This window comes from Rhizobium sp. P32RR-XVIII, from assembly GCF_012641395.1.
Lineage (GTDB): Bacteria > Pseudomonadota > Alphaproteobacteria > Rhizobiales > Rhizobiaceae > Rhizobium.
The window spans coordinates 671,347-684,403 of sequence record NZ_JABAIH010000003.1; the positions used below are offsets into that span (position 1 = coordinate 671,347).

13 protein-coding genes are annotated in these 13,057 nt (G+C 60.2%); 7 read left to right on the plus strand and 6 right to left on the minus strand.

Translation table 11 applies throughout. The annotated features are described in order from the left end of the window. Nucleotides 1–124 precede the first annotated feature (124 nt). From HGP14_RS12815 to HGP14_RS12825, 3 genes are all read right to left on the minus strand, one after another. A complete protein-coding gene (locus HGP14_RS12815) occupies nucleotides 125–1,138 on the minus strand; it encodes an amidohydrolase family protein (RefSeq protein ID WP_168830196.1) in 1,014 nt (337 codons plus the stop codon). Between the two features lie 36 nt (nucleotides 1,139–1,174). Next, nucleotides 1,175–1,867 carry a class II aldolase/adducin family protein gene (locus tag HGP14_RS12820; RefSeq protein WP_168830197.1) on the minus strand — a complete coding sequence of 231 codons (693 nt, stop codon included), beginning with the start codon at nucleotides 1,865–1,867 and terminating at the stop codon, nucleotides 1,175–1,177. 91 nt (nucleotides 1,868–1,958) lie between these two features. Then, nucleotides 1,959–2,948 carry an ABC transporter substrate-binding protein gene (locus HGP14_RS12825; RefSeq protein ID WP_168830198.1) on the minus strand — a complete coding sequence of 330 codons (990 nt, stop codon included), beginning with the start codon at nucleotides 2,946–2,948 and terminating at the stop codon, nucleotides 1,959–1,961. 255 nt (nucleotides 2,949–3,203) lie between these two features. On the opposite strand from HGP14_RS12825, the gene HGP14_RS12830 reads away from it, so the two are divergent. Continuing rightward, nucleotides 3,204–4,817 carry an FAD-dependent monooxygenase gene (locus HGP14_RS12830; protein ID WP_168830199.1) on the plus strand — a complete coding sequence of 538 codons (1,614 nt, stop codon included), beginning with the start codon at nucleotides 3,204–3,206 and terminating at the stop codon, nucleotides 4,815–4,817. Between the two features lie 4 nt (nucleotides 4,818–4,821). Here HGP14_RS12830 and HGP14_RS12835 read toward each other — a convergent pair whose 3' ends face one another. The 3 genes from HGP14_RS12835 to HGP14_RS12845 form a co-directional block, all read right to left on the minus strand. Further along, nucleotides 4,822–5,571, minus strand: a complete 750-nt coding sequence (locus HGP14_RS12835) for an IclR family transcriptional regulator (protein WP_168830200.1) — start codon at nucleotides 5,569–5,571, stop codon at nucleotides 4,822–4,824. Between the two features lie 181 nt (nucleotides 5,572–5,752). Next, entirely contained in the window at nucleotides 5,753–6,517 is a 765-nt protein-coding gene (locus HGP14_RS12840) for a class II aldolase/adducin family protein (protein WP_168830201.1), read from the minus strand. A gap of 67 nt (nucleotides 6,518–6,584) precedes the next feature. After that, complete coding sequence (locus HGP14_RS12845; protein WP_168830202.1) at nucleotides 6,585–6,902, minus strand: non-heme iron oxygenase ferredoxin subunit; 318 nt, start codon at nucleotides 6,900–6,902, stop codon at nucleotides 6,585–6,587. 199 nt (nucleotides 6,903–7,101) lie between these two features. Here HGP14_RS12845 and HGP14_RS12850 point away from each other — a divergent pair, with 199 nt between their 5' ends. The 6 genes from HGP14_RS12850 to HGP14_RS12875 all read left to right on the plus strand — a co-directional run bounded on the left by HGP14_RS12850 (nucleotide 7,102) and on the right by HGP14_RS12875 (nucleotide 12,993). Beyond that, entirely contained in the window at nucleotides 7,102–8,388 is a 1,287-nt protein-coding gene (locus tag HGP14_RS12850; RefSeq protein ID WP_168830203.1) for a Rieske 2Fe-2S domain-containing protein, read from the plus strand. Nucleotides 8,389–8,404: 16 nt separating this feature from the next. Then, a complete protein-coding gene (locus HGP14_RS12855; protein WP_168830204.1) occupies nucleotides 8,405–8,929 on the plus strand; it encodes a hypothetical protein in 525 nt (174 codons plus the stop codon). An 87-nt stretch (nucleotides 8,930–9,016) separates the two neighbouring features. After that, complete coding sequence (locus HGP14_RS12860; protein WP_246704435.1) at nucleotides 9,017–9,838, plus strand: IclR family transcriptional regulator; 822 nt, start codon at nucleotides 9,017–9,019, stop codon at nucleotides 9,836–9,838. Between the two features lie 18 nt (nucleotides 9,839–9,856). Then, nucleotides 9,857–10,867, plus strand: coding sequence for an FAD-binding oxidoreductase (locus tag HGP14_RS12865; protein WP_168830205.1), 1,011 nt, complete (start codon nucleotides 9,857–9,859; stop codon nucleotides 10,865–10,867). 3 nt (nucleotides 10,868–10,870) lie between these two features. Next, on the plus strand, nucleotides 10,871–11,803 hold the full coding sequence (locus tag HGP14_RS12870; protein WP_168830206.1) for a LysR family transcriptional regulator: 933 nt from the start codon (nucleotides 10,871–10,873) through the stop codon (nucleotides 11,801–11,803). 254 nt (nucleotides 11,804–12,057) lie between these two features. Beyond that, nucleotides 12,058–12,993, plus strand: coding sequence for an ABC transporter substrate-binding protein (locus HGP14_RS12875; RefSeq protein ID WP_168830207.1), 936 nt, complete (start codon nucleotides 12,058–12,060; stop codon nucleotides 12,991–12,993). Nucleotides 12,994–13,057: the final 64 nt, after the last annotated feature.

Here is a 13,057-nt window from a genome sequence, read left to right on the forward strand (position 1 = left end):
GTGTAAGGCGTGACACGAGGGAGTCCTGACAGGAATACGCGCTTGCTTTAGAGCGCGTTTCGGCTGCGCGCCAGCCGTATATTTGTCGCGGAGACGGAAGAAGCCGCCTCCGCGACAAAGCTGATCATTTTTTGAGGCCGAAAAGCGCCTCGGCGTTACGGAAGCAGATCTTCTCCATGTCTTCCTTCGGCAGATCGAGCGAATTCAGGATCTTCAGCGTATCGCGGATGTAGCCCGGACCCTTCTCCGGATCGAAGGGCGAATCGGATGCAAAGAGAATACGGTCGCTGCCATAGAAATCCAGGCCGCACAGCGTCGCTGAGCGCGAGCCGAAGACTGCGGTGTCGGCGTAGAAGTCCTTGAAATAGTCGAGCGGACGCTTCTTCAGGCGCTTCAGCACCAGCGACAGATCCTCATCCGAGGTGCGCTTGCCAAGCTGGTCCCAGCCGGGGCCGACGCGGCCCTCGAAGAAGGGCACCATGGCGCCCATGTGGTGGGCGAGAACCTTGAGGTTCGGCAGGCGGTCCATGAAGCCGGAGAAGACGAGGCGGGCCATGGCGGCGCTGGTCTCATAAGGCCAGCCGAAGGTCCACCAGATCTCGTACTTGGATTTGTCTTCGGTCGCGTAGTCGGTCATCGAAGAGTTGCGCGATGGATGCAGCAGCACCGGCCTGTTGTACTTCGCCGCCATCTCGAAGATCGGGAAGAAACGCTCCTCGTCGAGAGGCGCGCCGTTGACGTTGGTGTGGATCTGCAGGCCGTTCGCACCGAGCTCCGTGAAGGCGCGCTCGGCTTCCCTCGCGGCCGCCTCGGGGGCGTTCATCGGCAGCGCTGCGACGAAACCGGCGAAGCGGTCGGGATGATTGCGCACGAGCTCGGCCTGGCCGTCATTGCCGATCTTCGCGAATTCCGTCGAAAGCTCCGGTCCGCCCATGGCTTCCAGTGGCGGCATGCCGAGCGAGATGATCTGCCTGTAGTCGGAAAATTCATCCATCACCCGGAAACGGGTTTCGAGATCGTAGATGCAGGGGATGCCCTGCATGCGGCGGCCGATATCCTTGCCGGCGCCGTCGAGCTTCTGGATGCGCTCCCAGAGCGCCTTCGGAAAGAAATGATTGAACGCGTCAATATAGTGCATGGTACTCCTCCTGAACGAATTTTGGTCGGGATCGTCTCAGCCGCGCTTCAGGCGGCGGACGAGATAGGCGAAGGTCGCCTTGAACATTTCTTCACGGAACATGTGCTTGCGCTTGGCCTTGATGTCTTCCGGCTTGCCGAGCGCCTTTGCGCCGCCTGCCGCCTCGACCCAGAGCTGCATCATGCAGGCGTTTTCGAGCGAGAGCGCCAGATAGATCGCCTGCTCGATGGTCGGAGCGGCGGTGACGAGGCCGTGGTTCTGCAAAAGCATCGCACCATGGCTGCCGAGGGTGGCGGCAACCGCCTTGCCGCGCTCGGTCGTGGTGATGAGTTCGGTGGTTTCGGAAAAGACCGGCAGGCCTTCGGCGAAGATCGAGCCGGGATGACCGATCGGCTGCAGCGGCTTGCCGAGGGCCGAAAAGCTGACGGCATAGGGCGCGTGAGTATGCACGACCGCATTGATGTCTGGACGGGCTCGCAACACCTCTGAATGAATGTAGACCTCGTTGTGCCGGCCATGATCGCCGTCGATCTTCTCGCCGTCGAGGCCGACGGTGATCAGGTTGTCGAGGGTGATTTCTTCAAGACCGATCTTCGAGGCCTTCATGTAGAAGCGGTCCGGCTGATCGGGAACGCGGACGGAAATATGGCCGCGCGTCCAGTCGCCCTGACCGGCCTGTTCGAGGATGCGGCCGGCCTCAATCATTCTCTGCTTCAGATCTTCATGCATAGTTTTCGTCTCCGCCAGGCCGTCACAACGGAAACTCGATCCGCTCCAGGCCGGTTGAAATTCGCTGTTCGCGGGGGAACCGTCGCAGGCACTACACACGGTGCTTGTCGCCTCGTTTGCGGCCCTGTGAAACGTCGAGGAAAAGCTCGGAAAGCTCCACTTCACGGTCGATCAGACCCTGCTGATGGGCGTAGCCGATCACTGTCTCCAGCGTCTTGCGGTTCTGCCCGTCGAGCCCGTAGGCCCAGGGGTCGCCCCCCATGATCTCCTGCTGCTCTTCCCAGGCTTCGCGATACCAGGCGAGCGGCACGATGCGTGGATCCTCCATGCGCTTCATGGCAATGCGCTTTGACTCGTTGAAGGCCTGGTAGAGATTGACCGCTACCCAGGGATGGCGCTCGATGATTTCCGGGCGGATACCGAGCACATGCATGATCGGGAAGATGCCGGTGCGCTTGTAGTAGGCGATCTCTTCGCTCTTGTAGTCAGGGAATAGCCGGCCGACGCGCGGATCGCGATCGGTGATCGGATCGATCAGATCGGGGTGCAGCAGCGCATCGATTTCGCCGTCGACCAGCATCTGCTCGATGGACTTGTCATTGCTGATCTTGTGAAGCGTCAGGCCTTCCGGCAGCTTGAAATCGACGTCCTCGTCGAGTTCGGAATACCATTCGATCGACTTGTGCGGAACGCCATATTCGCTTTCCAGTATTCCGCGCAGCCAGAGCGACGCCGTCACCAGATAGGCTTTTACCCCGACCTTCTTGCCGATCAGGTCCTTCGGTTCGCGAATGCCGCTTGCGGTATTGGTGAAGATGAAGCCGTGCCGGAAGCGCCGGTGCAGGAACACGGGAATAGCCTCGAACGGAAGCCCGCGCGTCTTGGCCGCCATGTAGGAAGAGAGCGAAACCTCCGCCACGTCAAATTCGCCGTTGCGCAGAAAGCGCCAGTGACGCGTGGTCGAATCCATCTTCGTCACGATCGTCAGTTCGATGCCGTCGGGCGAGACGATGCCTTCCTTCAAGGGCCGCACGATCTCGTAATCGCCGCAAGCGAGCGTCAGCTCAAGCTTCTTTACCACTTTCTCCTCCTAGAGCCCGCGGCCGAAGCGACCGCCGCTTTATCTAGCGCCACCATGCGCTGAACGGCAATTACTTGTCCAGCGTTTTTTCAATTTATCCTGCATTGTGAGATTTTTTTGATTTTGAATTGACGGCAAAACCGATCTCGCGTTAGACATTGTTCGAAATTGCCGCGCGACCGCAGTCTACCCACGCGGTCCGGTGCCGTCTTCGAGGAGGTGAAGCGGGCCGGCGGCCAACCAATGGATATGACCATGAACCAAACGGATGTTCTCATTGTCGGAGCAGGCCCAGTCGGGCTGACGCTCGCTATCGATCTCGGCCAGAAGGGTGTGCGCTGCACCCTTATCGAGAAGAAGCAGGCGCCCGAATTTTTGCCGAAGATGGAGCGCTGCAACGCCCGTACAATGGAGATCTTCCGGCGCATGGGCATTTCGGAGAAGATCAGGAAGGCCGGTCTCGACGGCTCCATCCCGATGGATGTCTATGTCGTGCTGGCGATGAATGAGCCGCCGCTGCTGCGTCTGCCCTATGCCTCGGTGTCAGAGGCGCTGGCGGAGGTAAAAGCCTGCAATGATGCGACGCAGCCGCTCGAGGCCTACCAGCTCATCTCCCAGTATACGCTTGAGCCTCTCCTGAAGTCGGTGGCCGAGGCTCTGCCGACCGTTACGGTCCTCTACGACCGCGAATTCATTTCTTTCGAACAGGATGCCGAAGGCGTCACGGCGCGCACGATCGACGGAAAGGGCGCGGATCATATGTTCCGGGCCAAATATCTCGTCGGCTGCGATGGCGGTGCGAGCCCGGTGCGCAAGCAGCTCGGCATCAAGCTGCGCGGCGAGGGCAATCTCCTGCATCTGCGCCAGGCGCTCTATTACAGCGAAGACCTCTACAGCCGCATTCCGCTCGGCGATGGGCCTGGGCGCGGCCGCCATTATCACGTTGCCGATGGACAGGCGACGTTTCTCATCATGCAGGATTCGACAAAGCACTGGACGCTGCATGCGGTCGTCGAGAAGGACGAGGACATGGCGGCACAATTCGAAAAGGCCGTCGGCGTACCGGTCGACTACAAGATGCTCTATGTCGGTCAGTGGAAGCAGAATCTCCTGCTGGCGGACAATTATGGCGCCGGGCGCGTTTTCCTGGCCGGCGATGCTGCTCATCTTGTCATCCCAACGGGCGGGCTCGGCATGAATACCGGTGTCGGCGATGCCGTCGATCTCGGCTGGAAGCTTGCCGCCGTCCTGCAAGGTTGGGGCGGGCCGAACCTGCTACGCTCCTATGAGATCGAGCGGCGGCAGGTTGGCGACCGCAATGTCGGCGCCTCGCGCTATGCCTCGCTCGGCCGGCGCAAGTGGCGTTCGCAGTACCGGCCGAACATCCGCGACAACACGCCGGAAGGCCAGGCGACGCGCGACAACCTTACTCGTGTCGCCGATGTCGAGCAGCGCAAGACGAACGAGATGATCGGCGCCGAACTCGGCTACCGCTATGTCGGCTCACCGGTGATCACCGACGAACCCGGCGGACCGGAGCATCTCTTCCGCGAATATCATCCGACGACCTGGCCGGGCGCCCGCCTGCCGCATCTCTGGCTGGGCGACAACGATCCGGTGCAGGATCATATCGGGCCGGGCTATACGCTGCTGCGCCTCGGCGGCACGACGATCGATACGAGCAAGCTGGAAGAAGCTTTCCGCGCCCGGCGTACGCCATACCAGACGCTGGACATCGACGCCCCGCATGTGCGCGACATCTATGGTTACGATCTCGTGCTGGTGCGCCCGGACATGCATGTCGTCTGGCGCGGCAAGAGCGCGCCGGAGGATGCCGAAGCGCTTGCCGCCATGGTGACAGGGCACTAAGCCGTCAACTGCGCGCCAGGCTCTTTGAAAGGATCCCGGCGCAAAAGACGACGCGTTCAGCGACCTCTTCCTCAGCCTTGGCGCTTATGCGCGTGTCCTTGAGCGTCAGGCTGAGACTGCCGACAATTTCCGAGCGTGCATCGAAGACGGGCGCTGCGATGCCGACGACGCCGGGGGTGACGTCACCCGTCGTGCTCACCCAGCCGCGCTCCCGATGACCCTTCAGCGTCGCCTTGACTTCTGCAAGCGAGGCGCCGAAGCCGGCGGACGTGAACTCGTCCTTCGCCATGCTGAAAAGCTTCTTGAGTTGATGATCAGGCAGGTAGGCGAGGATCGCAATCGAGGCAGCGCCATGCAGCAAGGATCGCATGCGCCCGCGCTCGTAGTTGCTGTGGATGGCATCCGTGCCGGTTTCCTGATGCACGCAGAGCACTTCGAATTTGAAGCGCCGGCAGAGCAGGGCAATGCCCTTGAAGCGGGTGGACAGCTCCTCCATCACCGGGAGGGCGGCGCGAATCAGCACGTCGCCGGTTCGTATCTTGTAGTCGAGTTCGACGATCCGCGGTCCCAGCATGTAACCGACGCCAGGGAGCGAGCTCAGCAGGCCGGCGTCGGTCAACGTCTTGAGATAGCGGTACATTGTCGAGCGCGTATAGCCGAGCGACTCGCAAAGCTCCTCGAAGGTAACCGTCACCGCATCATCGCCGGCATCGAAAAGATCCAGGATACCGATCATCTTTTCGAGACTGTTCAAGCGCTTTTCCTCGCCGGAACGGAAGCAGTTGGAAACATCTGGCATGGGATAGAACTAGCGGAAGGCACCATGGAATCTCTGCAGCAGCGGTGACGATGACGCACTATAGGGCGAGCAGAGGAACGCATGCAATTGCAAGCGCATGCCGTGGCCGTTTCCCGGCCACGGCATGCTTGGTATTTCAGACAGCTGCGTTCCAAGCTTCCGGGAAAAGGCCATCGCGGATTGCGCCGCCGGCGTAGTATTTCCAGAGCTTGCGGATGTGGTGGCCGCGGCGGAAGCTGTGGGCGAAGGATTCCATTTCCTCTTCCGTCAGCGGCTTGATCTTACCGAGCGAGGCGGCGCGATAGGCAGCTTCGGCATTCTCGACCAGGTGCACGGCATCGATGAAGACGGCGCGGACGGTCTCGGCGGTGACGATCTGGCCGTGGGCGCGGATTTGCATCGCATGGCAATCGCCGAGCGTCGCGACAATGCCGCGGCCGCGCTCGGGAGTGTCGACATGGGCAGGGTCGGAATGAACGGGAATGCCGTTGCGCCAGCGGATCGCGTGGTTCTTCACCGGCGGCAGCGGCACGTCCTCGACCAGCGTGAAGACGTTGGTGACGTCATGGTGGAAATGCGCCACCGAATTCACGTCCGGGCGTGATCTGTAAATCTCACAATGAAGGAAAGTTTCGGACGGCGGCTTCGAGCCCTCGGGTCCCGAAATAACCTTGCCGTCGAGATCGCAGACGAACAGATCCGAGGGCGCCACATCGGCGCGGCTCTTGTCCTGCGGCTGAATCAAAAAGGTCGTTACGCCCGGCAAACGCGCGCTGACATGGCCGCTATATTCCAGTATTTTGAGACTGTTCAGCAGCCGCGTCGCCATTGAGACATCGTGGCGCAGCGCGTTTTCCGAGGGCTCGGCCTGAGCCTCTGGTTCGTGTTTATGAGATTGCATGGGCATTCCTCCAAAGAAACAAATCCCATATTATACGACTTTGTGAGGCAAGCAAGCGATGGCGCAATCAGATTTCGATCATCACTTCGTTGTTCTCGACCACGACCTTATATGTCTTGATCGGGAGCATGCAGGGCGGTGCAGTGACCTCGCCGGTGCGGACGTCGAACTTGCCATTGTGGAAATCGCATTCGACTTCATGGCCTTCCAGATAGCCGTCAGCCAGCGAGCCCGGGCCGTGGGTGCACAGATCGTCGGTCACGTAAAAAGTGCCGTTGATATTGAAAACCGCGAGCACAAGATCGCCTTCCTCGACCCTGATGGCGCTGTCCCAATCGACATCGTCGGTGGAACACAGCCTGATCCGCGAGCATGTATCAGACATTTTAAGCATCTCCTTCGTAGCGCTGTCTCCGCTTGACTAGGCGGTCGTCAGCATGTACCTTCTAAAAACGAAACGATGTTCTGCATAACGGAACACTTTAAAAATACCCGATCGGGCGCGAACGTCAACCGTAAAAAGACGCCCGTTTTAAAGCAACGAGAGAGACCCGGCGGGGTCTGCTACCTTGAGGAGGATTGCGATGCTGAGAAAAGAACAGAACGATCTGCTGACCCAGACAGGCCCCGAAACGCCGATGGGCGACATGTTCCGCTGTTACTGGATTCCGGCGCTTCTCGCTGAGGAGCTGCCGGACAATGATTGTGCGCCTGTGCGAATCAAGCTCCTCAACGAAAGGCTGCTCGCCTTCCGCGATAGCGAGGGCCGCTATGGTCTGATCGACGAATTCTGCGCCCATCGCGGTGTTTCGCTCTGGTTCGGCCGCAACGAACAGGGCGGTCTGCGCTGCCCCTATCACGGCTGGAAATACGACCATACCGGCCAGTGCATCGAAGTGCCTTCGGAGCCTAAGGAAAGCGGCTACTGCAGCAAGATCAAGCTGAAGTCCTATCCGTTGATCAAGATCGGCGACATCCTCTGGACCTACATGGGCCCGGCCGACAAGCAGCCGCCGCATCCGGAATGGGAGTTCGCGCTCGTGCCTGCCGAGCAGACCTTCACCTCCAAGCGCTGGCAGGAGTGCAACTGGCTGCAGGCCATGGAAGGCGGCATCGATTCCAGCCACGTCTCCTGGCTCCACAGCGGCAATCTGAACAGCGACCCGCTCTTCAAGGGCGCCCGCGGCAACAAGTACAATATGTCGGATGCCAAGCCATTCTTCGAAGTTACCGACAGCGAGGGCGGCCTTTACATCGGCGCTCGCCGTAATGCCGAAGAAGGTCATTACTACTGGCGCATCACGCCCTGGATCATGCCGTCGTTCACCATGGTTCCGCCGCGCGGCGACCATCCGGTCCACGGCCATTTCTGGATCCCGATCGACGACGAGAACTGCTGGGCCTGGAGCTTCGACTACCATCCTGTCCGCGCGCTGACGACGGAAGAGCGCCAGGCGATGAAGGACGGCAAGGGCATCCATGTTGCTTATGTCCCCGGCACCTTCCGCCCGGCAGCCAACAAGGACAACGACTACTTGATGGACCGTGAGGCGCAGCGGAAGGGCATCACCTATTCCGGCGTCGAGGGCATTGCCATGCAAGATGCATCGCTGCAGGAAAGCATGGGCCCCATCGTCGACCGCAGCAAGGAAAACCTGGTGTCGACCGATAACGGCATCATCATGGCTCGTCACCGGCTGCTGAAGGCTGCACGCGCGCTGAAGGACAAGGGCACGATCCCTCCGGGCGTCGATCCGGCCCATCATCGTGTTCGTTCGGCAGCGATCGTACTGCCGGTCGACAAGTCCTATACCGATATCAAGGACGAAGCGCTGACCGTCATCGCCGGCAAGGCGCAGACGTCGGTCTGACGAAGGAGATGACGTCATGCAACTCGGATTGAGCGAGAGCGCACGGGCGACGACTGCGGAAGAGGCACGCTTCCGCGTCAACTATCCCAACTCGAAGCCGCGCAAATCGCGCATCATCGCGCTCGACGCGGAAGGGCTTGAGGCGCTGGAAAAGTTGACCAGCGCAAGCAGCTGGCCCGGCGCGCATTTTCTTCGTTACGTCGAAGCGAAGGGAGCGAGCGATTCGCTGCACATGTTGCCGGTCGACGCCGTGCTGGAGGATCGTGACGGCAAGCGGGTCAACCTTGCCGACGAAATCGCCGACGCCGATGTCATCGTCATGGTGACAACGGCCGGCGCCTCGGCGGAAGCGGCGGAAGTGATCGGCAATGCCTGCTTCGTGCGCAGCAAGATGACCACCGGCCTCGTCCTGAATTCGACGGATGTCCCGGCGGAGGATCTTGCCCGCACGCTGACGGCGATGCGCCCCTTTGCCGCGATGCTCGTCATCTCCAAGGGGGACGAATACGTCCCCGAGATGCTGAGTGCGCTAAGGGTTTAAGATGGCAGTAACGTTGACGTGAGTATTCGCGGGAGCTGTGTTATGGACGATCACTTACTCCCGGGGAAGAAACGGAAAACGCAAGCCATGAATGCATCTGTGAAAGAAATGACACGCGCGAAGAAGACGGCTCCTGCCAAGCGCAACCGCCTCTCGTCCGTGACGACCGCCATTCGTCTTCTGAAAGCATTTTCAGAAGACGAGGTCGAAATCGGCGTCAGCGCCCTGGCGCAGAAGCTGAAGGTCGCAAAAAGCACGGTGCATCGCCTGGCTGTCACGCTGGTAGCAGAGGGATTGCTGGAGCAGAATCCGGAGACCGAGCGCTACCGTCTTGGGATCGGCCTGTTCGGTCTCGGCACGCTCGTTCGCCGACGCATGGACCTGTCGAATGAGGCGAGACCCTATCTCTTCGATCTGCGCAAGCATACCGGCGAGACGATTATCCTCGGCATTCCGAGCGATACGGAAGTGATGCACGTTTATGACCTCGAGAGCCCGCAGGCGCTCGGCATCAAATCGGATCTCGGCGCCCGCAAGCCGGCTTATTGCACGGCGGTCGGCCGCGCAATCTTCGCCTTTGCGCCCGAGGAGATGATCGACCGCGTGCTTACGCCGCCGCTCACGAAGCGGACCGCGCATACGATCACCGATGTAGCGCGCCTGCGCGAGGTCTTTGCGGAAGTGCGCCAGCGCGGTTTCGCAGTCGAGGACGAGGAAAGCGAGCCCGGCATCCGCGTCATTGCGGCTCCGGTCAGGGATTCGAGCGGCTCGGTCGTGGGTGCGGTCGGGGTCGCCGGTCCGTCGCAGCGCTTGTCTCTCGACGCGGTCGAAAGCTTTGCAAGGCCACTGCTCGATACCGTGGCAACCATTTCATCCCGCCTCGGATACGGGGCGGTCTACCGGAGATAAGGCAATGAGGAGGACTGCATGAGCGTGATAACATTGAGTGGGACCGGCGTGAGCTGGCCCTGCGACGACGGAGACACGATCATGCGGTCCGCCCTTCGGGCCGGCCTCGGCTTTCCCTACGAATGCAATGTCGGCTCGTGCGGCAATTGTCGTTTCGATCTGCTGGAAGGGGAGATCGAGGAACTGAGAACTGACGCTCCCGGCCTCAGCGAACGCGATCGCGGCCGCGGCCGTCGCCTCGGCTGTCAGGCCCGACCGCTCTCCGACTGTGCCGTCAAGCTGCGCCTGATGCCGCATTATGAGAGCCGATTCCGCCCGGTGCGCCAGGCCGCCACGCTCACGGCTACCCGCGATATCACCCACGACATCCGGGAATTCCGTTTCAAGCTTGAGACGCCCGCGCCGTTCCTCTCCGGGCAATATGCGCTTCTGACGCTGCCGGGCGTTGAGGGAAGCCGCGCCTACTCCATGGCGAGTACAGGCGATCAGGCTGACGAGTGGCATTTCCAGATTCGCCGCGTCCCGAACGGTGCTGCAACCACCAAGCTCTTCGATGGCCTGAAGGCAGGCGATCACATCGAAATCGACGGGCCGTACGGAATGGCCTATCTGCGGGAAGATGCGCCGCGGGATATCATCTGCCTTGCGGGTGGATCCGGTCTGTCGCCGATGATCTCGATCACCCGCGCGGCCGCTGTCTCGCCTGCACTGGCTGGACGCCGCATCGACTTTATCTATGGTGGACGCGCCGCGCGCGATATCGGTGGCAAGGAGATGCTGGAGGAACTTCCAGGTTTCGGCAGCACGATCCATTATCATCCTGTCGTCTCCGGCATGCCGGAAGAGGAGGATGGCTGGAATGGCTACCGCGGCTTCGCGCATGAGGTCGCCGCCAAGCTCTTTGCCGAGCGGCTGCCGGAGTGCGAAATCTACTTCGCAGGTCCCCCGATGATGGGGCAGGCGATACAGAAGATGCTGATTGATCTCGGCGTGCCACCTGCCCAGGTTCACTTTGACCAGTTTTATTGACCGATGAAACTCCGCCAGCTCGCATACTTCGTCAAGGTCGTCGAAGTCGGCAACATCACGAAAGCCGCCGAGCAACTGAATCTTGCCCAAACGGCACTTGGAATCCAGATCCGCAACCTGGAGGATTCGCTGCAGATCCAGCTGCTCGAGCGGCACTCGCGTGGCGTCAGCGCGACACCCGCCGGGAAGCTGCTTTATGAGCGCGCGCTGGAGATCCTCCAGCGCATCGAAGACACACGCCGCGACCTGATTTCGCTCGGCGGCGAGCGCGTGCGGGTGCGTCTCGGCGCAACGCCGAGCATATTGAAGCTGATCGGCACCGACGTTCTGGTCGCGGCCAATGAGCAACTGCCGGGCATCTCGCTGCATCTCGTCGAAGAGCTGAGCTTCGTGCTGTCGGATGCGCTCGAGCGTGGCGAGCTCGACTATGTGCTTGCCTATGATATCGAGGATAGTCCCGGCGTGCGTCGCATAGCGCTCATGGAAGAGGATCTGCTGCTGGTTTCAGCACCGGATGGGAAGGCGGTTGAGCCGAATGTCTCCTTCCGGCAGGCGGTCGCTGGCGACCTCGCACTCGTTTCCAATCGCGATATCATATGGCGGCGCGTGCATGAAACGGCGTCGCGCTTGTCGCTCGACGTAAAGATCACCTATCAGGTGCAATCCATGGAGGCGATCAAGGCCCTGATCCTGCACGGCGTCGCCCATAGCATCATGCCTTATGGCATCGTTTCGGAAGAAATAGAGGCGGGCGAACTCATCGCCCAGCGGATAGAGCGGCCGGACGTCAAGCTGACGCTGTACCTTGCGCATGCCTCGAACAAAGGCCTTGCGGACGAAGGCCAGTTCCACGCCTTCATCGACAGTATGGTCGGAAAGCTTGCGAAGGCGATCGGTGCCTACGCTCATCCGATAGACCGGATAGTGGAAAGCTGATCCACAATTTATCTTTGATCTAGGCAATATGATTTGCCTTGGACATTTGCTGCGACGCACTTGATGATCACGGCGAATTGAGAGGTTCCCGGCGCCGAAAATCGGCGAATGAGCAGCATTGATCAAACGTGATTCAATGGGTGGCCAAAGGTTGCCAAAGGCTCGTTTTGCCGGGTTGTTGGGGAGAGAGAATCCTGAGATCTTCGCTTCGTTTGTCCTTCGGCTGCTGGAATTATGACCGGACGCGGGCAATCATGGACAGAACGGTCGTGCCCGATGGTATCGACCTTATTTATCTGAACATGCCGGTGGAGGAGACCTTCTTCCGCATGCTGCGCCATCGTGAATTCGATGTTGCCGAGATGTCGCTGTCATCCTACGTGATGTCCCATTTCACGGAAGACCGCCCTTTCGTGGCGATCCCGGTCTTTCCCTCGCGCTATTTCCGGCATTCGTCGATCTACGTGAATGCAGCGGCAGGCATCCGCGAACCGGCCGACCTTGTCGGCAAACGCGTCGGCAGTCCCGAGTATCAGATGACCGCGCCTGTTTGGATCCGCGGCATCCTTTCTGACGAATACGGCGTCAAGGTCGATGACGTGACGCATTATACGGGCGGTGAGGAGGAGCCGAACCGTCCGGAAAAGCTTGCTCTCGACCTGCCGGAAAATATCCGTGTCAAGCGGATTGGCCCGACCCAGACACTGTCCGCAATGATCCGCGACGGGGAGATCGATGCGCTCTTCACCGCCCGCAAGCCTTCTTCCTATGCCGGTCCAAACGGCGGGGTACGGCGGCTTTTCGAAGATTTTGTCGATGTGGAACGAGCCTATTTCCGCAAGACGAACATCTTTCCGATCATGCATACGATCGTTATTCGCCGGGAAATCTACGAAGCGCACCGCTGGATCGCTCAGTCTCTTTATAAGGCTTTCGCCGAAGCGCAGTTACGCATCTATCGTGAACTCGAGGAGACCGCCGCACTCAAGGTGATGCTCCCCTGGCTGAACGCACATGTCGAGGATGTCCGGCGTATCATGGGCGACGATTACTGGAGTTACGGCTTCAAGCAAAATCGCGAAACGCTGGATACCTTCCTGCGGTACTCCTACGAACAGGGGCTCTCGAAAAGGCGTCTTCGAGCCGAAGACATTTTCGTTCCGGAGACCATGGAACACTTCGTCATCTAAGCAATCAGCCAGCCGGCAGGGTAGTGCGCTATGCAGGCGCCGTATATCTGCTTTGCCGCTGCCC

Bases quoted from the DNA above. Each gene is read 5' to 3' on its own strand.
- HGP14_RS12815 (WP_168830196.1), bottom strand. From the start codon at position 1,138: ATGCACTATATTGACGCGTTCAATCATTTCTTTCCGAAGGCGCTCTGG.
- HGP14_RS12820 (WP_168830197.1), bottom strand. From the start codon at position 1,867: ATGCATGAAGATCTGAAGCAGAGAATGATTGAGGCCGGCCGCATCCTC.
- HGP14_RS12830 (WP_168830199.1), top strand. From the start codon at position 3,204: ATGAACCAAACGGATGTTCTCATTGTCGGAGCAGGCCCAGTCGGGCTG.
- HGP14_RS12840 (WP_168830201.1), bottom strand. From the start codon at position 6,517: ATGCAATCTCATAAACACGAACCAGAGGCTCAGGCCGAGCCCTCGGAA.
- HGP14_RS12845 (WP_168830202.1), bottom strand. From the start codon at position 6,902: ATGTCTGATACATGCTCGCGGATCAGGCTGTGTTCCACCGACGATGTC.
- HGP14_RS12850 (WP_168830203.1), top strand. From the start codon at position 7,102: ATGCTGAGAAAAGAACAGAACGATCTGCTGACCCAGACAGGCCCCGAA.
- HGP14_RS12855 (WP_168830204.1), top strand. From the start codon at position 8,405: ATGCAACTCGGATTGAGCGAGAGCGCACGGGCGACGACTGCGGAAGAG.
- HGP14_RS12860 (WP_246704435.1), top strand. From the start codon at position 9,017: ATGAATGCATCTGTGAAAGAAATGACACGCGCGAAGAAGACGGCTCCT.
- HGP14_RS12865 (WP_168830205.1), top strand. From the start codon at position 9,857: ATGAGCGTGATAACATTGAGTGGGACCGGCGTGAGCTGGCCCTGCGAC.
- HGP14_RS12870 (WP_168830206.1), top strand. From the start codon at position 10,871: ATGAAACTCCGCCAGCTCGCATACTTCGTCAAGGTCGTCGAAGTCGGC.
- HGP14_RS12875 (WP_168830207.1), top strand. From the start codon at position 12,058: ATGGACAGAACGGTCGTGCCCGATGGTATCGACCTTATTTATCTGAAC.